The sequence below is a fragment of the Candidatus Poriferisocius sp. genome (assembly GCF_965208355.1).
In the GTDB taxonomy this organism is placed as follows: domain Bacteria; phylum Actinomycetota; class Acidimicrobiia; order Acidimicrobiales; family Bin134; genus Poriferisocius.
The window spans coordinates 81370-102697 of the sequence record NZ_CBDBOM010000002.1 but is presented as its reverse complement, the minus strand read 5'-3'; the positions used below and the strand labels follow the sequence as shown (position 1 = coordinate 102697).

Genomic DNA, 21328 nt, shown 5'->3' with positions numbered 1-21328 from the left:
TCCCAGATATCGTTGACATCCGTGAGTTCCAGAATTCTGGTGATCGACAACTACGACTCTTTCGTCTACAACTTGGTTCAGTACCTGGGTGAATTAGGGGCTGAACCGATCGTCTTTCGCCACGATGCCCTCTCCCTGGAGGAAGCCCTCGATTTGGACCCCGACGGCGTCCTCATCAGCCCTGGGCCGGGACGCCCCTCCGATGCCGGGCTGAGCAATGCCCTCATCCGGGAGTTCTGCGGCGTGCGACCAGTGCTTGGCGTATGCCTCGGATTGCAGTGCCTCGGCGAAGCCTTTGGCGGGCAGGTGATTCGAGCCCCCCAAGTCATGCACGGCAAGACGTCGGTCATCCACCACACCGGGGAGGGAGTTTTTGCCGGGCTTCCCAATCCCATCGAGGCCACCCGCTATCACTCACTGATTGTGGAGCGGTCCTCGGTGCCCGATGTCTTGGCCATCACCGCGGAGACCGACGACGGGCTAGTGATGGGGCTACGCCACCGCGATCATCCGGTTGAGGGGGTGCAATTCCACCCCGAGTCGATCCTGACCGCTTCTGGCCACGACATGCTGTCCAACTTTCTGAACCAGACTGCTGTCATTCGCTAGTTCCAGGATACCGCGCAGCCATCGTCCACGCCGGGCGTGTCGCCATCAATCCCTTCGGCCCAGTTGGCGGCATTCGCCGCCACAGCCGGCATGGGATACGGGGGTTCCAGGTTCCATTCCGCGTAGAATCCCGGGATATCGGAGTAGGTCGCAGCCAACGCTCCGCACTCTGATTGGAACCTGCTAGACAAAGCGTTCCAGTTGGCGATACTGCCCAATGCACCTGGTTGGCTTGCCGCGGCAATGGACCTCACATTCACCTCCGAAGCCGCGTTTCTGGCCTCAGTTTGGCGGGGAGTGTGCACTTCGACTGGGCCGCTTGTGGGCCCCGGCCCGATGGTCGCCGGGGGCTGTATTGCCGATATCTGCTGTCCCAGACACGCGTTCACCTCTGTCCCCAGTGGGTGCTCTTCATCGGCGGTCGGGACCTGACCCATGATTCGACCAACCAACTGCTCGGCATCATTGGGGAAATCGCACTCGGGAACCGGTTGGATCAGTACCAATTCCAGGTCGGTCAACCGCTGCGCGGCTGTTTCCGGGTTCAGCCCTATCAGACTGGGCACCACCACGTACTCCGGACCAGTGGAAACCACAATAGTGATCGGGGTGTCGGGCAGCAGCAATACGGGCGGCCCGGGCTCAGTGCCGATAACCAGGCCTTCCTCCACTTCCTGAGAAGGCTCCATGGTGGGTTCGTCGGTAACCGCCAGCCCGGCCTGGGCCAGGACCTGGGTGGCTTGCAGCAAGGTCATTCCCTTCACATCGGGGACTTGCACGGGCTGAATCCCCTCCGCCACATGAAGCACCACTGTGCTGCCTGGTGCCACTTCGCTTCCCGGGGCAGGTTCTTGGCGCAGCACTTGTCCAGCCGGTGCGGTAGATCCGGTCTCCACTCGCAATTCCGTTGCAAAACCTCGGTCTTGCAAGAAGCGGGCGGCGTCGTTGGCGTTCTGGCCCACAATGCCGGGTACCGCCACCGGAACCGCTCCTGAGCTCACCGTGATTTCGATTTCGCCGCCCTGTTCCATCTCAGCCAGCGCCGCCGGGGCCTGAGAGATCACTTCGTTGGCTGCCACCGTCTCGCTGGCCTCGAAGACTTGGCTGACCACGAATCCGGCAGCCCGAAGCTCACGGATGGCCGCTTGGCTGGACAGCCCCACCACCTCGGGCACCGAAATTAGGGGGACGGGGGTAACGGTCACTGCCGGTGGGGCAACGTCATCGCCGTTGTCCAGGACGTTCGACAACACAAAGAACACCAGCACGGCCACTGCGATGAATATCACCGCGGCCGCGGTGTACAAACCGGCACGCGACGAGGGCTCCAACACCGTTACCGGTGCCGCAGGCTGCGGGGATGGCGGCTGGGGGGCCGGAGGCTGGTCGGCTGGGGGCTGAGGCGGCCCGCCGGAGGCGGGCGATGGGGAAGCTTGCTGGGCACCCGCGGACTGCTCTACTGGCTTGGCCGAAGGGGATGGGGCTGCGGGCGGGGCTTCATCCGGCTGATTGCGGGCTGAGAGTTGATGACGGCCCTCTCGATATCGCCGCAAGTCCCGCTGGAGGTCTCGGGCAGTCGGATACCGCTGCCCCGGGTTCTTGGCCAGCAACTTCATGGTGATGGCCTCGAGCGACTCCGGCAGCACGACTCCCAACGATGAGGGAGCGGGCACTGCCTGCTGGACGTGCTTGTAGGCCACCGCCACCGAGCTGTCGCCGGTAAAGGGGGGCCGACCGCAGAGCATCTCGTATAGCACGACCCCCAGCGAATACAGATCGCTTCGGTGATCCAGGGATTGCCCCTGAGCTTGTTCCGGGGAGAAGTAGGTGGCCGTTCCCATCACTGAGCCGGTCTGGGTGAGGTTCGACTCCGCTCCTCCGAATGCGGCAATGGCAATCCCGAAGTCGGTGACCTTCACCTTGCCGTCAGGCGACAGCAACACGTTTCCCGGTTTCACATCACGGTGGATGACCCCGTTGTTATGGGCAAATCCCAATGCCGCAGCCACCGACAAGGCGATTTCTGCGGCATGTTCAGGCGGCAAGGGACCATCCGAGCGCAATAGCTCGGCCAAGCTATGGCCCTCGATGTACTCCATAACGATGTAATACGTGCCTTCGGCCGAGCCCCAGTCATATACCGCCACAATGTTGGAGTGGTTGAGGTTGGCGGCCGCAGTCGCCTCCCGCCGGAACCGCTCTACGAAGCTCGGATCAGCAGCGAATTCGGGGAACAAACGCTTGATGGCCACGGGCCGCGACAAAAGAGTGTCATGCCCCAAAAAGACGTCGGTCATGCCGCCGCGAGCAATTTGGCTTCGCAGCTGGTATCGACCGCCCAAAAGCTCCTGACCGTTGTCTGCCATGGCGACAACAGCGTACTTCTTGACCTGCTCGTTTTATGGTAGGCCGACGTCGACCACGTCCACGATCACCACCGTTACGTTGTCGCTTCCACCATGCTGCAAGGCCTGGCTCACCAATGCATCGGCTGCCTCTGCCGGCGACTCGAATTGCAGCAGGATTGCATGGATGTCCCGATCGGCTACTTCGTTGGTCAGACCGTCAGAGCAAAGCAGATAGCGATGGCCGCTGACCGGCTCCAGAATCCAGTCGTCCACCACCACCTTTGGCTCAATGCCTAGGGCTCGGCTCAGATGATGCCGGTAGGTGTGGACTTCCGCTTCCTGGCGGGTGAGGATCCCGGCCTTGACCATCTCCTGCACCACAGTATGGTCCTCAGTGAGTTGGTGGAACCCGCTGTCGTCGCAGCGGTACACCCGAGAGTCGCCGACGTTGATCACCGCCAACGCCTGGCTGTGCTCGTGCTCAACCACTGCCAACGCGCACAATGTCGTACCCATCCCCTCCAGTTCGGGGCTCGACGTGGATTTGGCCAAGATCTCTTCGTTTGCCCGATCCACCGCATCCACCAGCTCATCGAGCGTGGGGGCCGGCGACTCGCTCGTTCGACGGGTGAACAAGTGGCGGCGGCGATCTCCGGTCCGAGCCTTGACTTCGGTCTCTATGTGGGCAGCCAGCACTTCTATCGCCAAGGCCGAAGCCACTTCTCCGCCTTGGTGACCCCCCAACCCGTCAGCGACCGCGAAGAGCTCTCCTTCAACCAGCATCGAGTCTTCGTTTTTCTCTCGACGTCGGCCTCTATCGGTGGCTTGTCCCGCCTTTAGCCGGATCATCAGAGTTCCATGACCGTGGTGCCCCCACTTTGCGCAGGACTATAACCAGCATCCGTCAAAATTGGCATTCGGCTACGTACTTCGGGTCAATCTTGGTTATCGATCTGATTGCTGGTCTTGTACGCTGACCACCCCGACAACCAGCGCGAGTGGCGGAATTGGCAGACGCGCAGGATTCAGGTTCCTGTGTCCGCAAGGACGTGGGGGTTCAAGTCCCCCCTCGCGCACCCTGGGCTCAGCCCACCGTCCCATCGGGGGTGGGGGTGGGGACTTCGGTCACCGGGATGACCGGAGGCGGGCCCCAGGCAATGGCCGCTTTGGAAAATCCGGCAGCCATGGCCACTGTCAGGGCCAACTCAGCCAACTCGGCTGGGGTGAATTCTTCGCTCAACGCTTTCTGATCTGCCTCGCTCAGCCCCGTTGGGTCGGAGATCACTGCGTCGGCCATCCGCAAGGCCAGCTTCAATCGATACGGCAGGTTGCTGTCGGCGTAGTCATCTCTTATCTGCTCCACCAGTTCTTCGGTGAGCCCCTGCTGCTTCGCACCTGCGAAGCGGAGGTTCTTTCAAATGTTGCAGTCGTTGACCCGGGCATTGCGAAGCCGGCCCACCTCTTTGGTGGCCTGGTCAAGTTGCCCTTCACTCCACAGCGTGCCGTAGAAGCGGTTGAACACCGCGAACAGCTCGGGCTGATGATCGAAAAGCGACATTCCGCCCTCGGGAATGGCGATCCTAGTCATTTCATTACTCCTTTCAGCACGGCCCGGCTGCGAGCCAGGGCCTCGAAGGTGGCAATAGCCGTGGTGAGCGCAGCCAATTCGGGGGCCGACAGATGCAGGTTCAACTCGGCGCACAGTTCATCGGTCACCCCGTGGGCATCCAGCACGTATTGCTCGGTGAACGCCAACACGACCCTCTCTCGGTCGTCTTGGGGAGACGCAGCTGACTCCCCACCCCCGACCATCTGCTCAACGCGGGCAGCACAAAGCTCCCGCAGTCCTTGATCCAGCCCCACATCATCAAGGGCTTGCACCAACTCATCCAGCGGGTCGGCCACAAGGGGGTCCAACGCGGCCAGGGGATTGTCGGTCGACGAAGAGCCCATCTCGATTAGCCCCCGAACATGGCCAGCCACTGCTCGGCCGAGCGGGGCATGAACACATAGTTGGTGCGCCGGGTCTCACCCATCGAAGCCGACGGCAGGGGCGAGTACAGGTGGCCCGGATACAGCGTGGCGCTGTCGGGAACCCGAGCCAGGCGCTGGGTGAGGCTCTCATACATTGCTGCCGGATCGCTTCCTGGCAGGTCAGTCCTCCCGCACCCTTCCAAGAACAGCGTGTCGCCAGCCACCAGACGCCCGTTGGTCAAGAAGCACTGACTCCCGGGAGTGTGGCCCGGGGTGTGGATCATCTCGATGTCCACCTCCCCCACCGACAACACATCACCGCTTTCGTGCCGACACAGATCGTCTTCTCCGATCCCGGTGGTCATGGTGACATAGCGGGCCTCGTCAGCCTGCACATGCACCGGAACCGACACTAGATCCAACAGCTCGGCCACCCCCGAGATAGAAAACTGCATCATCGACCCACCTACGTGATCGGGGTGATAATGCGTGGCCAACACCCCCGTCAGCTGCATGCCATCAGCCTCGACCAGATCCACAATTCCCTTCGGATCGTAAGCCGGATCCACCACCACCGCTTCCCCGGTTTCGCGATCCCCGATCAGATAGACAAAGTTCACCATCTGCCGGGCCATCATGTCGCCCACAGCCAAATCCCGCCCCGACAACAACTGCCGAAAGTACAACCGGTCGTCACTCACCTTCTGAAGCATAGGTTGCGGCGGGTCTTGGACCCGCCGCCCATTCCCCAAAACAAATCAGGGGGAGACTCTCAACCTAGGTGGTCGGGGGGTGGCGCCGGAGGCGGACTTGGCGCACGCGAAGCACGCCAAGCCGCCGTAGTGCGACAGGACCCGCCGACCACCGGAGGGTGGTATGCCTCAAGCCACCGGCTCATCATCTCCCTGCCGCCGCCATGCCTGCTCAGCCAACGACACAACCTCCCGAGCCGGCAATCCCAGCAGCTTCGAAGCCCTCACCGCCTCATCGTGCTCTACCTTCACGCGCCCCGCACTCACCTTGACCCGAACCCGTCGCCCATCCACATTTACTTCATGCTCAAGACGTTCCCGAGGCCAACGTTCGATCAACTGCCCCCGCACCCCCAGTGTGCCCGTCTCCTCCGCCAGCGTGGCTGCCACCTGATCGCCCACTGCGGGATCGGCTAACGCACTCACTGTGTAAGCCGGCCGCCCCTTCTTCATCACTATCGGCGTGATCCAAGCATCATGCGCCCCAGCTTCCAACAGCGACGCCACCGTGTGAGCCAGCGTCTCCCCGGTGGCGTCATCCACGTTGGTCTCAAACAGCATCACCGGCTGGCCCGCGGGGCGAGACGCCGCCATCGTCCCCACCACCACCTGGGTCAGGTTGGGACGGTCCTCCAGTTGGTTGTCACCCGCGCCGAACCCGCTGGCCGATATCGTCATCGGGGGCATGGACCCCCAGCCTTCCGCCAGCGCCGAAAGAATCGCCGCCCCGGTGGGTGTGGTCAGCTCCAAACCCACATCCAAGCCAAACGTCGGGCATCCCACTAGCAATTCCACCACCGCAGGGGGCGGATTGGGCAGCCGCCCGTGGGCGCTGCGGATCATTCCCCGTCCACAGGCCACTGCACTGGAGTAAACCTCGTCGATCCCCAATACCTCCAACGCGGCGCAGGTGCCCACCACGTCGATGATGGCGTCCAACCCACCCACCTCGTGAAAATGGACCTGCTCTGGTGGTCGACGATGCAGCTTGCCCTCGGCCCGGGCCAGGGCGTCGAATATCGCTAGTGCCCGGTCGGCCACCCGGTCGGGCAACCGTGCCTCCCCAATGAGTGCGTTGATGTGGCTGGCCGTACGCACCACCGACGTCTCCTGGGTGATCACCCGCACATCGGTGGCCGCAATGCCCCCTCGCTGAGCGGGATGGGCTTGCAGATCCCACCCGCCCAGGGGCAGTAATTCGCACATCTCCCGCACTTCAGCAACATCGGCCCCAGCATCGATGAGCGCCCCCAGCGCCATGTCGCCAGCAATTCCGCTGAAGCAGTGAAACCAAGCGACCTGCGCCGGCTCAGCCATCGCTAGCCCCGCTCAATTCAGCCTCTGTTGCTGCCCGCTCTCTTGATTTGAGCAAACGCAGCACCCCGCAGGCTGCTCCAAATCCATTGTCCACTCCCACCACGGTCACCCCGGCAGCACACGAAGACAGCATGGCCAATAACGGCGTAATTCCTTCGAGCGAGGAGCCGTAGCCAGCGCTGGTGGGCACCGCCACCACTGGCGCCATTGTGAGCCCGCCCACAACCGAGGCCAAAGCGCCTTCCATGCCAGCGACTACCACCACGGCGTCGGCTTCCGCCAGCGAGTCGACCTCTTTGAGAATCCGATGAAGGCCAGCCACCCCGACGTCGTTCAACCGTTGCGGGGCCAGGCCGTGAGCCGCCAGCACCACCCCGCATTCGTCGGCCACTGGGAGATCGGCTGTGCCCGCGGCTGCCAGCACCACCCGCTCGGATCTGGGGGGAGCTGGTCTCCAAACCACCGTGGCGTCGTAGCGTTCCCCGTGAGGATTGATGCGCAGCGAGGTCGCCGCCTGCTCAGCTGACGCCCGGGTCAACAGCACCGGGCCACCCGGTTGGTCGAGCAACTCCTTCACGATGGCCGCGCACTGGTCGGGCGTTTTCCCCGGTCCATATACAACCTCGGCCAGCCCCTGGCGAAGGCTGCGATGATGGTCCACTCGGGCAAATCCCAAATCAGCAAACGGCAATCGCCGCAACTGCCGAACCGCGTCGTCAGCTGAAATCACTCCGTCGTTTACGTCGGCCATCAATTGGCGAAGAAAGGCTTCATCCACCTCGATATCCCATCATCTTCAACTGGCCCCCGAATTTTCTCACAACGACCGCATTGAAGCAGACCGCTATCCTGCCCCTTTGTGACTTCCTCTGCCCGTTCTGAGTGCAATGTGGCCTATCTGGGGCCACCGGGCACATTTACCGAAGAGGCACTCCTCACCCAACCCGACCTGGCTGAAGTCGAACACTTGCTCTGCCGATCAATCCCCGAAGTGCTCGAAGCGGCCGCAGCCGGCCGCGTCGAATTGGGGTTCACCGCCATCGAGAACTCCATAGAGGGCACCGTAAATGTCGCCCTCGATGCGCTGATCTTCGAGCACGATCTGCTGATACAGCGAGAGGTGGTCATAGATGTCCGCCTTCACCTCCTGGGAATTTCTGGCGCCTCCATGGACAAAATCCAGCGGGTTATCAGCTTTCCCGTGGCCACCGCTCAGTGCCGGCGGTACCTAATTGACAACCTGCCCCACGCCGAAGAAATAGCGGCCAACTCCACCGCGGCGGCGGCCCGCGATCTGGCTATCTCTCAAGACGTCGCCACCGCGGCCATCGGCACCGCTTTGTCCCAAGAAATCTACGGACTCGAGTTGATTGCCACCGACATCGAGGACCATCCCGAAAACCAGACTCGCTTCGTCGCCGTGTCGAAATCCGGCGTGCCCGCCCCCTCCGGCAACGATAAGACCTCCATCGTGGTCTTCCAGCGCGCCGACCGGTCGGGGTCTCTGATGGGCATCCTCGCTGAATTCGCGGCCCGTTCCATCAACCTCACCAAACTGGAGTCTCGGCCTACCAAGAAGGCCCTGGGCGACTACTGCTTCCTGATCGATCTCGAAGGTCACGTCGCCGACCAGCTGGTAGCCGACTGCCTCACCAGCATCGTGGCCAAGCACGGCGAGGTGAAGTTTCTCGGCTCCTACCCCACCACCAGGGGCAGCGAAGAGCAGAACAGCAATGCTTCTACTGCGTGGACCGAAGCCCAAGACTGGATTGAAGAATTGCGCGGCCAGGTGGATTCCGATTGATTTGACAGGTTCTAATAGCTTCCATTAGAACTGTTGCCGACCACTTTCCCCCAAGGACGCGCAGGAGATCATGGAATTCGGCATTTTCGTCAACGGCTACATCCCCGGGCCAGCAGCCCACGACACCGAGGCAGAACACACCGCTTTGATGCGAGAGGCCCACTACGCCATCACCGCCGACAAGTACAACTGGAAGTACGTCTGGTTCGGCGAGCACCACTGCCTTACCGAATACAGCCACATGTCGGCGCCGGCCCCGGTCATGGGCTATGTCGCGGCCAAGACCGACCGCATTCATCTCTCAACCGGCATCACCAGCCTGCCCACCGCCAAAGAGCACCCGGTTCGCATTGCCGAACGGGCCGCCATGCTCGACCACATCACTGAGAACCGCTTCGAGTTCGGGACCGGGCGAGGAGCGGGTAGCCACGAAGTGGCCACTTTTGGAGGGCTCACGCCGCCGGAGACCAAGTCGATGTGGGATGAGGTCATTCGCGAGATACCCCGCATGTGGGAGCAGCGCGACTACTGCTTCGAGGGCGAGCACTTCTCGGTGCCCAAGCCCCACAACGTGCTGCCCAAGCCCTACGGCAACGGCCACCCCCCCATTTGGGTGGCGTGCGGCAACCCACCCACGTTCGCCAAGGCCGGCTCGCTGGGCATCGGCGCCATTGCCTTCAACTTCGAGCCCATCTTCAACCTCAAGGGTCGCATCGACGCCTACAAGGAGGCCATCGACAGCCCGGTGGAGCAGATCGGCCAGTTCAAGAACGACAACGTGATGATGACCAACGCGGTCATCTGCCTCGAGGACCGAGAGCGGGCCCGGGAAATCGCCAAGTCCAAGGGCCGAGGCTACCTGGTCACCATGGTGAACCTCTACCACGACACCATGCCCAAGTCACCCGACGCCATCACTTGGCCGTCGGCGCCCACGCAGATCGAATGGACCGACGAGATGCTCGACGGCGCCATTGCCGGCGGCTACATGCTGTGCGGCAACCCTGAAGAGGTGTGCGAGCAGGTGGCCCGCTATCAGACGGTGGGCTGCGATCAGGTGGTATTCGGCCTCCCTGGCGAGGGCATGGAACACGACGAGATCGACGAGATGCTCGAGGTATTTGGCACCAAGGTCATCCCCGAGTACGACCCCGATCCGGTTCATTCCACCGACCGCTACCGGGCTACCGCCCAGCGCCGCTACTCCGACTTCCAGTTCCCGCTGCCTGAAGGCATCGACGTGGAGCTCATTCCCGAGACCGCGCTGTTGCCCCTGGGACACGGCAACTAGGCCACTTAGACCGAGGAGCGAGCGGCCATGCCGCGCGACGCCACCGAAACCCGAAGCCGACTGATCGCCGAAGCCGAGCGGCTATTCGCCGACCAGGGCATCTGGCGGGTACGGGTGCAGGACATCGTGGCCGCGGCTGGTCAGCGGAACAGTTCGGCGCTCTCCTATCATTTCGGCTCTCGCCAAGGCGTGCTCGACGCCATTCTGCGAGATCACGGCGAACCCATCGACCAGGAGCGGGGTCAGGTGTGGGCCGAGGAAGGCGACGACGGGACACCGGCGCTCATCGAAGCTCTGATCCGACCTCTCACCCGTCGTTTGTCCACTTCGAGCGGGCGGTGTTATCTGAGGATCGTGGCTCAGCTCAGCGCCGAGTTCGCCCGCTGGGATCTCGACCCCACCCACGTCCCGGCCAACCTCAACGCCATCTTGCGCCTGCTGCGTGGTCGGGCTCTGGCTGGCGACAAGGCCCAACGAGACGAGCGGGTACTGGCCATGATCCAGCTGATGACCGCCTCGCTGGCTGAGCGGGCTCGCCGCATCGAGGCGGGCGATCCCCTGGACACCGATGAAGACGTGTACGCCGCCAACCTGGTGGACATGCTGACTGGGATCATCGAGGCACCGGCTCGCGCCGCTCTCGTTGCGACACCAGTCCGGTAGCTTTCTTCTGTGCCCGACAATTTGAGCGAGCGACCCCTCACCGGCCTGTGGTTTGAAGAACTCACCCCGGGATTGGTCATCCACCACGCCATCCGCCGCACCATCACCGAGGCCGACAACGTGGCCTTCACCACCATGACCATGAATCCAGCGCCTATCCACCTCGACGCCGACTTCGCCTCGAGCACAGAATTCGGCAAACCGCTGGTCAACTCCCTGCTCACTCTGGGGTTGACTGTGGGCATCAGCGTTCACGAGACAACCATGGGCACCACCGTGGCCAATCTGGGCTTCAAGGAGGTCTCGTTCGGGGCCCCCGTGTTCGCCGGCGACACCATCCGAGTGGAGACCGAGGTGCTGGACGCCCGCCCGTCTGCATCCCGCCCCACCCAGGGAATTGTCACTTTCGAGCACCGGGCCTACACCGTGGGCTCAGAAACCCTGGTTTGCCGGGCCGTTCGCACTGGCTTGATGCATTGTCAACCGCCGCAATAGGCCATGCTTTGGGCATGAACCGACTTGAGAACAAAGTCGTCATTGTCACTGGGGCGGCGTCTGGCATCGGACAAGCCACTGCGGCCCGGCTGCGGGCCGAGGGCGCAACCGTGGTGGGCATCGACCGAGACCCGGTCGACGACGTGGACATGGCCATAAAGCTTGACCTGCTTGATCTGGAAGCCATTGCCCCCGCAGTCAGCCAAGTGGTGGACGCCTATGGCCGAATCGACGTGCTGTGCAACATCGCCGGGATTGGTCATTTCGCCAGCGACGAAGGCGAGACTCTCGAAGCATGGAATCGGGTTATCGGGGTGAACCTCACCGGCACTTACTTCATGTCCCAAGCCTGTTTGCCCCACTTGCTCGAATCGCAGGGCTGCATTGTGAACACCGCCTCAACTGCCGGCACTCACGCCCAGCCGTGGAGCTCCGCTTACTCCGCCTCCAAAGGCGGTGTCATCGCCCTCACCCAAACCATGGCAATCACCAACGGGCGATCGGGCGTACGGGTCAACTGCATCGCTCCGGGCGGGGTGGAGACAGCAATCGGGGTCCAATTCACCCCTCCGGAGGATGTAGATCTCACCCTCATGGCCCGCATCATGCCCTTCGATCGCCCAGGCCAGGCTTCGGAACTGGCCGCTGCATTCGCCTTCTTGGCCAGCGACGACGCCAGTTACTGCAATGGGATCGTCCTCAGAGTTGACGGAGGGACAATGACATGAGCCACGCAACACCGCCCCTCGGCGGCCTTCGAATTATTGAGAGCTCGTTGCTCGGACCAGGGTTTTTGACCACGTTCTTGTCCGACCTCGGCGCCGATGTCATCAAGGTGGAGCCTCCCCAGGGCGACTACATCCGTCAAATGACTTGGCCCATTGTCAACGGGGTGTCGCTGCTTCATCTGCACACCCACCGGGGCAAGAAGAGCGTCGTGCTCAATCTGCGCGAGCCCGAGGGTGTGGAGCTGTACCTGGAGCTCGCCCGCAACGCCGACGCCGTGGTGGAGGCCATGCGGCCCGGCGCCCTGGAGCGACGGGGCTTGGGCTACGAGCAGCTCAAAGAGGTGAATCCCCGGATCGTGTTCGCCACCATCAGCGGCTACGGCATGACCGGCCCCTACAAGGACATGCCCAGCCACGGCATCGCCTACGACACTTGGGCTGGGCTCATCCCTCCCGCTTACGACGATGAAGGCTTCTGTCGCATTCCGGAAATGCCCAACATCGGCATCAACATCGCCCCACTCATCGGTGCCTTCGCCCTATTGGCCGGCATCATACGGGCCCGGGAGACTGGCGAAGGTTGCCAACTCGAACTGGCCCAATCTGACGGCGCCGCTTACATGGACTGGTACCGCATTGAGACGTGGAAGGCCTACGAGCGGCCAGAAGACGAGGTCACCGGCAACCCTTCCGACGACTACGAGCGTCGGGCCCCCGGTCTGGCCGGCATGTGGGAGGGTGTCCGCTACCAGATGTACGAGTCCTCCGACGGCCATGTGCTGTTCATGGCCTCCGAGCAGGCTTTCTGGCGCAACTTCTGCGAGGCCCTCGATCGCATGGACCTCTTTGACCGCTGGCCGGGATCAAAGTACGCCGACCACGCCCGGGGCAATCTGGAAATGCAGCGGGAATTGCGGGACATCTTCCGCACCAAGACCAGCGCTGAGTGGCTGGAGTTCGGCGATCGGGTGAACACCCCTATCGCCCCGGTGAACAACGCCAAGAATGTGGTCGACGACCCGCAGTTCCAAGACCGTCTGCCGCTGTTCACCACCGAGCAGGTGGGCTGCGAACAGCTCCCTCTCCCGGTCAAGTTCTTCGACGAGGAACTCCCCGTGCCCACCCACGCCCCCACCGTCGGCCAGCACACCGAAGAAGTGTTGAGCGAGGTTCTGGGCTTGGGCGATGACCGGTTGTCGGCGCTGCGGGAGCAGGGCATATTCGGATGACCGAATCCAGCTCGGCCGACTCAGTGGCCACCGAGCTGCTGAATGAAGCCGTCGAGCTGACCCGCGAAGCCGGTCACCTAACGCTGCGCTGGTTCAACGATCATGAACTCTCGGTGCACCGCAAGGACGACGGCTCGCCGGTGACCGAAGCCGACAAGGCCGCGGAGGCGTTTCTTCGGGAGAACCTGGCTAAGAGATTCCCCGACGACGCGGTGATCGGCGAAGAGTTCCCTGAAGAGCAGGGTACGTCGGGGAGGACTTGGATCATTGATCCCATCGACGGCACCCGGAGCTTTGTCCGCGGTGTACCCCTCTTCACCACGTTGTTGGCCATGATCGACCAGGAAGGCCCCGCCATCGGCGTCGCGGCCGTCCCCGGCCTCGACGAGGCGGTGTGGGCCGGCCGAGGCCTGGGCTGCTACCACAACGGCCGACGCTGCCAGGTGAGCTCGCAAGCTGACTTGAGCCGGTCTTATCTGTGTGCCTCCGGCTTCGAGTGGTGGCCCGACGGTGCATTCGACCGAGTACGCCAGACCGGTGCCCGCATGCGCACTTGGGGAGACGGCTACGGCTACGTGCTGGTCGCCACCGGCCGGACTGAGGCCATGATCGACCCGGGTCTCAACGTCTGGGACATAGCTCCCATGCTGGTGATTGTTCCCGAAGCCGGAGGCCGAGTCAGCCAATGGAACGGCACCGACACCGCATCCGCCGGCGACTGGCTGGCCACCAACGGAAACTTCCACGAAGAACTAAGAACCCTCCTGCAAAACAATGAGTGAGGGTGATATGGGGTAGGCGTGGTGGGGGGTGGCGCCGCAGGTGGACCTGGCCGCTCCGCCGGCCAGGCCGCCGGAGGTGACAGGACCCGCCACCACGCCAACTTTGCTTTGTGTTAAGCCCCCAAAAACTCCTCCGACACCACCCCATGCCCAGCTACCAGATCCAAGAACTCAACCGCATCAACAACCTCAGAAAGCCCCACAACTCCAGACCCGGACACCTTCCCCGCCCCAATCAACTCAAGAGCGCTCACCACAACAGCTGCCGCTACAAATCCTGGCGCCCCTGAAGCCCCCAGAATCCGCCCGGCCCAAGCATCATCACGCTGCCCCCGAACCTCTACTCGGACCGCACCCAGCTTCCCCTCCGGATGCGGCGGCCGCAGCATCGGCAGCCAGGAGGAAAACCGATCCCTACGAGTGGCCGCCATACGGGCTGTAATGCGATCTGCCCTGCTGAACTTCCGAACCAGCAGCATCGGGTCGGGCAGAGCCGCCCGATAGCAATCTGCGGCGTCCACCGGACTTGGGAACCAGCAAAGCTCTCGCCCCGAACCACCCGGCCGTTGCTTCCAGCCACCTCGCCATTCCAAAGCCAAAGAACTCAGGGCCCGGTGATGCTGGCGGGCGCACGCCGGCCCCCCAGTGCCGAATTTGGCGACGTGCACCTCGGTAACTCGGTCGAATTCCGCGGCTGCTCTCACCGCAAGCACATCGCTCAATCCGGGTGCCATGCCCACCCCGGCAATTACCAGCGAATTCTGTTGTCGAACCGCGCCGTTCATACCCAGCATCCGTCTCACATCGGCAACCGAGTCAGATGTGGCCAACACCACCCGCCCATGGCCGAGGAGCCGACGAGCCAGTCTGGCCTGACTGCCTGAAGCGGTGGCCAAGATCACCACATCGGCGGGATCCTCCAAGCTCCCCTCAGTCACCGGAGGCCCATATTTCTCGGCCAAGTGCCAGGCTCGATCTGGATTTTGGTCAATCACTGCAACCCGGCTGACGGAGCTGGATGGCGAATTGGCCAACTGCTTCACCACTCCGGCGCCGACCACGCCCGCGCCGACAACCAGTATGTCCATGCGGCTCAGATGGAGCAGTTCGGAATCAGTTGCTGCCGCTGATCTGGCGCCAGCCGCCCGACTGAGGCGGTACGCCCCCAGTTCCCCGAGCACGCAAGATGGCGGCAATGGCGGCCGCCCCTGCCAGAGCAACCAGCGCTCTTCGCAGAATCTTCACGACACCCATCCTAACGAACTCCCTCAACGGTGCAACCAGGGAATACCTGCAACGTGGGGCTAGCTGGATTCGAACCAGCGACCTCACCCTTATCAGGGGTGCGCTCTAACCGACTGAGCTATAGCCCCAAGGCCAAACCGAGGGGAGAGCTTACTTTCGGGGATTCCAGGCAGGCCAACGAAATCGGCGAGGCCGGGTCCGGGGCCGCTGCCGGGCTGTCTCCTCTTCAATGACCGTGACCCTCATTCCACCGGTCAGATCACTGATGAGGTTGAACAGCACACACAGCAGAACATTGAAGAACGTGCCCGCCACCACCAACACCAACCCGCCTATGGCAAACCCGCGGAATATCTGGCTGGCGTTGAATTTGAACTCTTGCAGTGCGAACAGCTCCTCAATGAACGACTCGGTGTCGTCCACGGTGCCCGATCCCACCGCAATGCTCCACAGCATCACGCCGGCCAACATCACGATCACCCAAAGGCACAGGTAGAAGATCAACGAGATCTTCAGCACGGACCACGGCTCTATGTGGCGGATCACCCGGCGCACCTTGCGCGCCTGCAATCGCACTGCCCGCCGGTACTCCCTCGGGGTCACCTTGACCGGCTGGCGCGCCACTGCCTGGCTGGGCAACGGCGCGGCAGATGGGTCGCTCACCCGACCGGGGTCGATGGACACGCCCCGAAGTGTAAGGGATCGCTGGTCGCAAATGACTGGCACCGCCACCATCCCACTGGGAGTAGCTCCGCTCTGGCTGTCGCCAGCGCGCCGTCGCGGCGCACTACCACCTCGGTCTCGAAGCCCTCTTGCACCATCGAAACCAGCGTGGCCCGGTTGGCCGTCGCCGTCGTTGTAGCAGCCTGTGGGTCGGCTGCCGCGGCCATCGCCACTGCATCGGCGACCGCGGTTGCCCGGGCCCGGCGGACCGCGTCAGCACCAAGCTGTCCCAGCAGCAGGATTGCCATTCCGATCACCGCCAAAATACCTACGCCCAACACCGAGATCGATCCCCGCTCGTCCATCGCGTCTCTCCGCTGTCATGTCTGGGGGGAAGTTTCGGCGAGTGGGAAACTAGTCCTCGTCTTCCGAGCTGGACAAGACCGGTGCCACCGCAGCCACCAATTGATCTTCGGACAAGCTCATCACCCGCACTCCTGAGGCCTGCCGCCCCTTCACCGAGACCGATGAAACCGGAATTCGGATGGTCACCCCGTTGGACGCCACCACGAATACCTCGTCGTCTGGGGCCACTACCCGTGCGGCCACCATCGTGCCTCGGCCGTCCATCATCCTCATGGCCCGCATACCCATGCCACCGCGGTGCTTAGCCCGAAACTCGTCGAGCGGCATCCGCTTTCCGAATCCCTGGTCGGTAACCAGCAGCATCTCGTCGCCGGGTTGCACCGCACTGGCGGCCACCACTACGTCCTCGCCTCGCAACCTCATTCCCCACACACCGGCTGCTTGCCGTCCCATTGCCCGGACCTCGTCCTCCGAAAACCGCATGAGCTGGCCAGATGCGCTCACCAAACAGATGTCGTCGTTTCCCCTGGTCGGGAGCACCCGAACCAGCTCATCGCCCTCTCTCAGGTTGATGGCGATCAGCCCCTTGGTACGGGTCTTGTCATATTCCAAGAACCGGGTGCGTTTCACAACTCCCCGGCGGGTCACGAACAGCAGGTATCGCATCGTCTCGTAGTCCCGGGTGTCGATCACTGCGGAGACGGTCTCGTCGGGAGCCAGATGCAACAAGTTCACGATGGCCATGCCCCGGGCGGTTCGGCTGGTTCGGGGAACCTCGTGGACTTTGATGCGATACACCCGACCCATGTTGGTGAAGAACATCAGGTAGGCGTGGGCGGTGGTATGGATGAGTGAGGCGATGTAGTCGCCGTCCTTCAGATTGGCGCCAATAACACCTTTGCCGCCTCTACCCTGAGTCTTGAACTCGTCGGGAGTCACCGTCTTGACGTACCCGGCCGCGCTCAAGCTGAACATCAAGTCCTCATCGTCGATGAGGGCCTCGATGTCGATCTCGCCGTCGTCGGCCGTTATCAGCGTACGCCGGTCGGTGGCGTAGGCCTCCCGCACCTCCAACAGTTCTTCTCGGATTACGGCCCGCAGCTTGGCGTCGTCAGCCAGAATGGCCTCTAACTCCACAATGAGCGCCCGCTTCTCGGCCAGCTCGTTGTTCAGCTCCTGGCGGCCGAGCTGGGTGAGCCGGCCCAACGGAAGGTCCAGAATGTGGTTGGCCTGAATCTCGCTGAACTCGAAGTGCTCGCCCATCAGCGTGGCCCGGGCGGCAGCCCGGTTCTCTGATGCCCGTATGGCAGCAATGATCTCGTCGATCATGTCCACCGCCCGCACCAGGCCCTCGAGGATGTGTTCCCGTCGCTGGGCCTCGTCCAAGCGGAACTGCGTCCGGCGGCTCACCACTTCCTGCTGGTGGCGGGCGTAGGCGGCCAGGCAGTCGCGCAGCGTCATCGTCCGGGGCACTCCGTCGGCCAGCGCCACCATGTTCACCGTGAATGTGGTTTGCAACGGGGAGTGCTTGTAGAGGTTATTGAGCACTACCAGCGCCGAAGCGTCCTTCTTCAACTCGAATACCAGCCTGGTCTGGCCCTTGGCCGACTCGTTGTGTATCTGGCGGATGCCGTCGACCACCTGGCGATTTACCAAGTCGGCTACTTTCTCCTCAATGATCTCGGCACTGGTCTGGTAGGGAATCTCGGTAACCACGATCCTGGTCTTGGAGTCGCCCTCCACAATCTCCGCTGAGGCCCGCACCTTTATGGCCCCTTGACCGCTGGTATAGGCGTCGCGGATGCCCTGGAGGCCCATGATGCAGCCACGGGTGGGAAAGTCCGGACCCTTGACAAATTCCATCAGACTCTCGTCGGTGGCCTCGGGGTTTTCCAGCAGATGGTTGACTGCGTCGATCACCTCGCCCAGATTGTGGGGCGGGATGTTGGTGGCCATACCCACCGCAATGCCCTGACTGCCGTTCACCAACAGGTTTGGGAACCGCGATGGCAGCACCTCCGGCTCCTGCTCAGTGGAGTCGAAATTGTCGGTGAAATCGACGGTCTGCTCGTCGATACCGTCCAATAGCCTCATGGCCAATTCGTCGAGACGGCACTCGGTGTATCTCATGGCCGCGGGCGGATCGTTGGGAGACCCAAAATTGCCATGGGGGTCGATGAGCGGGTGCCGCAGTGAGAAACCCTGGCCGAGGCGCACCAGGGCGTCGTAGATCGCCTGGTCGCCGTGGGGGTGGTACTTGCCCATCACATCTCCCACCACCCGAGCGCATTTCACATAGGGACGGTTGGGCCGGGTCCCCTGGTCGTACATTCCCCAGAGGATGCGACGGTGGACTGGCTTGAGACCATCTCGCACATCGGGAAGTGCCCGAGCGGTGATAACCGACATGGCGTAGTCCAAGAATGACTGCTCCATCTCAGTCTGGATGTCAATGTCCTGGATCGCGCCGCCTGGCGCCTCCTCTGGCTCAGGCAAGATGTCAGGCTCGTCGGACACAGGATCCCTCTGCGTTCATATGTCCAGGAAACGGACGTCTTTGGCGTTGGTTTGGATGAACTGTTTGCGTGCCTGCACATCCTCTCCCATCAGCCTGGAGAACACCCCGTCGGCAATCGCAGCCTGCTCCACCGAGACCCGCAGCAGGGTGCGTCGCTCCGGGTCCATGGTGGTCGCCCACAGCTCCTCGGCATCCATCTCACCGAGGCCCTTCAGACGCTGGAATTCCGCACTGTGCTTGGAATTCTCGGCCAAGAAGGCCTCCTTGGCATGGTCGTCTTTGAGATAAATCTTCGAACGGCCCACTTCAGTGGAATACAGCGGCGGCTGGGCGATATAGACCAGTCCATCCTCCACCAGCTTGTGCATCTGCCGATAAAAGAACGTAAGCAGCAGCGTGCGAATGTGGCTGCCGTCCACGTCGGCATCAGCCAGCAGGATCACCTTCCCATAGCGGATCCGAGACTCAGCCGGAGAAGTTCCTTCGCTGTCCTCTCCGTTGCCGTTTCCGTTTTCGCTGCCTCCGTCGAATTCCTCGCCAAAACCCGCGCCGATCGCCGCCACCAGTGCCTGGATTTCCGTGTTGCGGAGCATCCGGTCAACCTGAACCCGCTCCACGTTGAGGATCTTCCCCCGGATGGGGAGGATGGCCATGGTTTTCGGGTCTCGGGCATCCTTGGCCGACCCGCCCGCCGAGTTCCCCTCCACAATGAACAGTTCGCATTCATCCCGGTTTGTGGAGGTGCAGTCGACAAGTTTGCCGGGCAGTCCCGCTCCGTCGAGAGCCGACTTGCGCCTGGTGGCGTCGCGGGCCTGGCGCGCCGCTAGTCGGGCCTTCTGGGCCTGAAGGCACTTGGTCACGATCTTTCGGGCGTCGGAGGGATTCTCTTCCAGCCACTCGGCCAATTTCTCGTTGGTAGCCCGCTCCACCAGAGAGCGCATGGATGCATTCCCCAGCTTTGCCTTGGTCTGGCCTTCGAACTGCGGCTCTCTAAGCCTCACGCTCACGATGGCCGTGAGCCCCTCGCGGATGTCCTCGCCGGCCAGGTTGTCGTCCTTCTCCTTCAGATGCCCCTTGGCCCGGCAGTAGTCGTTGACCACTCGAGTGAGCCCCTTGCGGAAGCCCTCCTCGTGCATGCCGCCCTCAACGGTGTTGATTCCGTTGGCGAAGGAGTGCAGTCCGTCGGAGTTGTAGCCGGTGTTCCACTGAAAGGCCACCTCCACTTCGTCGCCGTCTTCTTGCTGCGAGAAGAAGCCGACCTCACCGAACAGCGCGTCCTTGGAGCTGTTCACCTCCCGGACGAAGTCGCTGATGCCGTCTTGGTAGCAGTACACCGTCCAGTCGGCTCCGCCCGTGCCGTCGGGACGCAGATCGCGGAACTTGATCTCCAGGTTGCGGTTCAAAAACGCCATCATCTGAAGCCGCTCCAACAAGCCCTGGGCCCTGAACCGGACGTCGTCGAAAATGCTCTCGTCAGGCCAAAAGCGAACCGTCGTCCCGGTGCAATCCTCAGGACTGTCACCGGTGACCCGCAGGTCGTCTGTTATTTCCCCGCCATTGGCAAACGACATCGTGTGGAGACGGCCGCCCCGATCGATCTCCACCTCCAGACGGGTGGACAGAGCGTTCACCACCGATACGCCCACGCCGTGCAAGCCGCCCGACACCTTGTAGCCGTTGCCGCCGAACTTGCCGCCCGCGTGCAGGAGGGTGAGCACCACCGCCACTGCACTCATGTCGGGATGCTGGGGATGGGGGTCGACGGGGATGCCTCGCCCGTTGTCGCGAACCTCGCAGCCGCCGTCGGCCAGCAGGGTCACCTCGATGGTCGTGCAGAAGCCGGCCATGGCCTCGTCCACGGCGTTGTCCACCACTTCATATACCAAGTGATGCAGCCCGGTCACCGAGGTTGACCCGATGTACATGCCCGGACGCGTTCGGACGGCGTCGAGGCCTTCCAAAACGGTTATGTCTTCGGCTCTGTAAGACTCAGACGTGTTAGTCACGACCTGGCTTTTCTGCCCTGATAGACGGGCCTTGTTGGGGGTTGGGCAGTCGCTCCCGCCGAACAATTCGCCTCGCGGGCAAGTCGGCCAAATGCGCTGCCTCCGATGGTGAAATTCTACCAGTTTTTCGGGCCTGATTGACTCACCGGAGAGGCGTTTACCGGCCCTCGGCAACCATCACCGGGGGCGGACCTTCACTATCAAAGAAGTGACAGCTTCCTCTTCGGCGGCGGCGTTGATCCGGCTGATCAGCTCGGCGCTGAAAAACCTCATCTCAGTGGCCCATGCAGGGTCGTCCACCGCCACTACCAGTTCGCCTCCAACCAGTCGCACCGGCGACGAATGGGCGGCCATAACGGAGCCGACCAGCCCTTCCCAAGAGTCGAAGACCATGCTCAAGACTTGGGCCCGCGGTGCCTTCAGCCCCGACGCCAACCGGTCGAGCGCTTCCTTCAGCCGCTTGGGTCCCGATGACTTGTTCAGCGGCTCCCATCCCATCGTCCTAGTTTGCCTCCACCGTGCGGGTAGGAAAACCGAG

The 21328-nt window shown here is 62.6% G+C and carries 23 protein-coding genes and 2 tRNA genes; 9 read left to right on the top strand and 16 right to left on the bottom strand.

What is annotated here, in order from left to right:
* The first annotated feature begins 21 nt into the window (after positions 1-21).
* Positions 22-609 (top strand): anthranilate synthase component II, encoded by a 588-nt coding sequence (locus tag ACOGXH_RS00595; RefSeq protein ID WP_419927174.1) that lies wholly within the window; start codon positions 22-24, stop codon positions 607-609.
* Here ACOGXH_RS00595 and pknB read toward each other — a convergent pair.
* Together pknB and ACOGXH_RS00585 are read right to left on the bottom strand one after the other, a co-directional pair.
* Positions 606-2975, bottom strand: coding sequence for a Stk1 family PASTA domain-containing Ser/Thr kinase (pknB, locus tag ACOGXH_RS00590; protein WP_419927173.1), 2370 nt, complete (start codon positions 2973-2975; stop codon positions 606-608). The genes ACOGXH_RS00595 and pknB overlap by 4 nt on opposite strands.
* A gap of 33 nt (positions 2976-3008) precedes the next feature.
* A complete protein-coding gene (locus tag ACOGXH_RS00585; protein WP_419927172.1) occupies positions 3009-3806 on the bottom strand; it encodes a PP2C family protein-serine/threonine phosphatase in 798 nt (265 codons plus the stop codon).
* 143 nt (positions 3807-3949) lie between these two features.
* Between ACOGXH_RS00585 and ACOGXH_RS00580 the strand changes: the two genes are divergently transcribed.
* A tRNA-Leu gene (locus ACOGXH_RS00580) sits at positions 3950-4033 on the top strand.
* A gap of 8 nt (positions 4034-4041) precedes the next feature.
* Here the strand turns inward: ACOGXH_RS00580 and ACOGXH_RS00575 are convergent.
* From ACOGXH_RS00575 to larB, 6 genes are all read right to left on the bottom strand, one after another.
* Positions 4042-4320, bottom strand: coding sequence for a hypothetical protein (locus tag ACOGXH_RS00575; RefSeq protein WP_419927171.1), 279 nt, complete (start codon positions 4318-4320; stop codon positions 4042-4044).
* 51 nt (positions 4321-4371) lie between these two features.
* Entirely contained in the window at positions 4372-4545 is a 174-nt protein-coding gene (locus ACOGXH_RS00570; protein ID WP_419927170.1) for a hypothetical protein, read from the bottom strand.
* On the bottom strand, positions 4542-4910 hold the full coding sequence (locus tag ACOGXH_RS00565; RefSeq protein ID WP_419927169.1) for a hypothetical protein: 369 nt from the start codon (positions 4908-4910) through the stop codon (positions 4542-4544). The genes ACOGXH_RS00570 and ACOGXH_RS00565 overlap by 4 nt, the downstream gene beginning before the upstream one ends.
* Positions 4911-4915: 5 nt before the next feature.
* Entirely contained in the window at positions 4916-5632 is a 717-nt protein-coding gene (locus tag ACOGXH_RS00560; protein WP_419927168.1) for an MBL fold metallo-hydrolase, read from the bottom strand.
* Positions 5633-5812: 180 nt separating this feature from the next.
* Complete coding sequence (gene larC, locus ACOGXH_RS00555) at positions 5813-7000, bottom strand: nickel pincer cofactor biosynthesis protein LarC (RefSeq protein WP_419927167.1); 1188 nt, start codon at positions 6998-7000, stop codon at positions 5813-5815.
* Positions 6993-7778 carry a nickel pincer cofactor biosynthesis protein LarB gene (gene larB, locus ACOGXH_RS00550; RefSeq protein WP_419927166.1) on the bottom strand — a complete coding sequence of 262 codons (786 nt, stop codon included), beginning with the start codon at positions 7776-7778 and terminating at the stop codon, positions 6993-6995. Before larB ends, larC begins: the two co-directional genes overlap by 8 nt.
* Positions 7779-7859: 81 nt before the next feature.
* Between larB and pheA the strand changes: the two genes are divergently transcribed.
* The 7 genes from pheA (at position 7860) to ACOGXH_RS00515 (ending at position 13992) form a co-directional block, all read left to right on the top strand.
* Entirely contained in the window at positions 7860-8804 is a 945-nt protein-coding gene (pheA, locus tag ACOGXH_RS00545) for a prephenate dehydratase (protein ID WP_419927165.1), read from the top strand.
* Between the two features lie 70 nt (positions 8805-8874).
* Positions 8875-10095 (top strand): LLM class flavin-dependent oxidoreductase, encoded by a 1221-nt coding sequence (locus ACOGXH_RS00540; RefSeq protein WP_419927164.1) that lies wholly within the window; start codon positions 8875-8877, stop codon positions 10093-10095.
* A gap of 27 nt (positions 10096-10122) precedes the next feature.
* The gene (locus ACOGXH_RS00535; RefSeq protein ID WP_419927163.1) at positions 10123-10758 is read left to right on the top strand and encodes a TetR/AcrR family transcriptional regulator; all 636 of its coding nucleotides are present in this window, start codon (positions 10123-10125) and stop codon (positions 10756-10758) included.
* Positions 10759-10767: 9 nt separating this feature from the next.
* A complete protein-coding gene (locus ACOGXH_RS00530) occupies positions 10768-11253 on the top strand; it encodes a MaoC family dehydratase (RefSeq protein WP_419927162.1) in 486 nt (161 codons plus the stop codon).
* 14 nt (positions 11254-11267) lie between these two features.
* Positions 11268-11981: an SDR family NAD(P)-dependent oxidoreductase gene (locus ACOGXH_RS00525; RefSeq protein ID WP_419927161.1), complete on the top strand. Its 714-nt coding sequence runs from the start codon at positions 11268-11270 to the stop codon at positions 11979-11981.
* Positions 11978-13210 carry a CaiB/BaiF CoA transferase family protein gene (locus tag ACOGXH_RS00520; protein WP_419927160.1) on the top strand — a complete coding sequence of 411 codons (1233 nt, stop codon included), beginning with the start codon at positions 11978-11980 and terminating at the stop codon, positions 13208-13210. The genes ACOGXH_RS00525 and ACOGXH_RS00520 overlap by 4 nt, the downstream gene beginning before the upstream one ends.
* Complete coding sequence (locus ACOGXH_RS00515) at positions 13207-13992, top strand: inositol monophosphatase family protein (RefSeq protein WP_419927159.1); 786 nt, start codon at positions 13207-13209, stop codon at positions 13990-13992. Before ACOGXH_RS00520 ends, ACOGXH_RS00515 begins: the two co-directional genes overlap by 4 nt.
* Before the next feature lie 113 nt (positions 13993-14105).
* On the opposite strand, the gene ACOGXH_RS00510 is transcribed toward ACOGXH_RS00515, so the two are convergent.
* The 8 genes from ACOGXH_RS00510 to ACOGXH_RS00475 form a co-directional block, all read right to left on the bottom strand.
* Entirely contained in the window at positions 14106-15080 is a 975-nt protein-coding gene (locus ACOGXH_RS00510; protein ID WP_419927158.1) for an NAD(P)-binding domain-containing protein, read from the bottom strand.
* A gap of 25 nt (positions 15081-15105) precedes the next feature.
* The gene (locus ACOGXH_RS00505) at positions 15106-15237 is read right to left on the bottom strand and encodes a hypothetical protein (protein ID WP_419927157.1); all 132 of its coding nucleotides are present in this window, start codon (positions 15235-15237) and stop codon (positions 15106-15108) included.
* Between the two features lie 54 nt (positions 15238-15291).
* Positions 15292-15365 (bottom strand) — tRNA-Ile (locus tag ACOGXH_RS00500).
* A gap of 22 nt (positions 15366-15387) precedes the next feature.
* Positions 15388-15921 carry a DUF3566 domain-containing protein gene (locus tag ACOGXH_RS00495; protein WP_419927156.1) on the bottom strand — a complete coding sequence of 178 codons (534 nt, stop codon included), beginning with the start codon at positions 15919-15921 and terminating at the stop codon, positions 15388-15390.
* The gene (locus ACOGXH_RS00490; protein WP_419927155.1) at positions 15897-16265 is read right to left on the bottom strand and encodes a hypothetical protein; all 369 of its coding nucleotides are present in this window, start codon (positions 16263-16265) and stop codon (positions 15897-15899) included. Before ACOGXH_RS00490 ends, ACOGXH_RS00495 begins: the two co-directional genes overlap by 25 nt.
* 49 nt (positions 16266-16314) lie before the next feature.
* On the bottom strand, positions 16315-18783 hold the full coding sequence (gene gyrA / locus ACOGXH_RS00485; protein WP_419927154.1) for a DNA gyrase subunit A: 2469 nt from the start codon (positions 18781-18783) through the stop codon (positions 16315-16317).
* 15 nt (positions 18784-18798) lie between these two features.
* Positions 18799-20790 (bottom strand): DNA gyrase/topoisomerase IV subunit B, encoded by a 1992-nt coding sequence (locus ACOGXH_RS00480; protein WP_419927153.1) that lies wholly within the window; start codon positions 20788-20790, stop codon positions 18799-18801.
* A gap of 177 nt (positions 20791-20967) precedes the next feature.
* Entirely contained in the window at positions 20968-21288 is a 321-nt protein-coding gene (locus ACOGXH_RS00475) for a DciA family protein (protein WP_419927152.1), read from the bottom strand.
* Between the last annotated feature and the right edge of the window lie 40 nt (positions 21289-21328).

What these genes read in the sequence shown, in the direction of transcription:
- pknB (WP_419927173.1), bottom strand. Translation starts at nt 2,975, where the DNA reads ATGGCAGACAACGGTCAGGAGCTTTTGGGCGGTCGATACCAGCTGCGA.
- ACOGXH_RS00585 (WP_419927172.1), bottom strand. Translation starts at nt 3,806, where the DNA reads ATGATCCGGCTAAAGGCGGGACAAGCCACCGATAGAGGCCGACGTCGA.
- ACOGXH_RS00570 (WP_419927170.1), bottom strand. Translation starts at nt 4,545, where the DNA reads ATGACTAGGATCGCCATTCCCGAGGGCGGAATGTCGCTTTTCGATCAT.
- ACOGXH_RS00565 (WP_419927169.1), bottom strand. Translation starts at nt 4,910, where the DNA reads ATGGGCTCTTCGTCGACCGACAATCCCCTGGCCGCGTTGGACCCCCTT.
- larC (WP_419927167.1), bottom strand. Translation starts at nt 7,000, where the DNA reads ATGGCTGAGCCGGCGCAGGTCGCTTGGTTTCACTGCTTCAGCGGAATT.
- ACOGXH_RS00540 (WP_419927164.1), top strand. Translation starts at nt 8,875, where the DNA reads ATGGAATTCGGCATTTTCGTCAACGGCTACATCCCCGGGCCAGCAGCC.
- ACOGXH_RS00535 (WP_419927163.1), top strand. Translation starts at nt 10,123, where the DNA reads ATGCCGCGCGACGCCACCGAAACCCGAAGCCGACTGATCGCCGAAGCC.
- ACOGXH_RS00525 (WP_419927161.1), top strand. Translation starts at nt 11,268, where the DNA reads ATGAACCGACTTGAGAACAAAGTCGTCATTGTCACTGGGGCGGCGTCT.
- ACOGXH_RS00520 (WP_419927160.1), top strand. Translation starts at nt 11,978, where the DNA reads ATGAGCCACGCAACACCGCCCCTCGGCGGCCTTCGAATTATTGAGAGC.
- ACOGXH_RS00515 (WP_419927159.1), top strand. Translation starts at nt 13,207, where the DNA reads ATGACCGAATCCAGCTCGGCCGACTCAGTGGCCACCGAGCTGCTGAAT.
- ACOGXH_RS00510 (WP_419927158.1), bottom strand. Translation starts at nt 15,080, where the DNA reads ATGGACATACTGGTTGTCGGCGCGGGCGTGGTCGGCGCCGGAGTGGTG.
- ACOGXH_RS00490 (WP_419927155.1), bottom strand. Translation starts at nt 16,265, where the DNA reads ATGGACGAGCGGGGATCGATCTCGGTGTTGGGCGTAGGTATTTTGGCG.
- ACOGXH_RS00475 (WP_419927152.1), bottom strand. Translation starts at nt 21,288, where the DNA reads ATGGGATGGGAGCCGCTGAACAAGTCATCGGGACCCAAGCGGCTGAAG.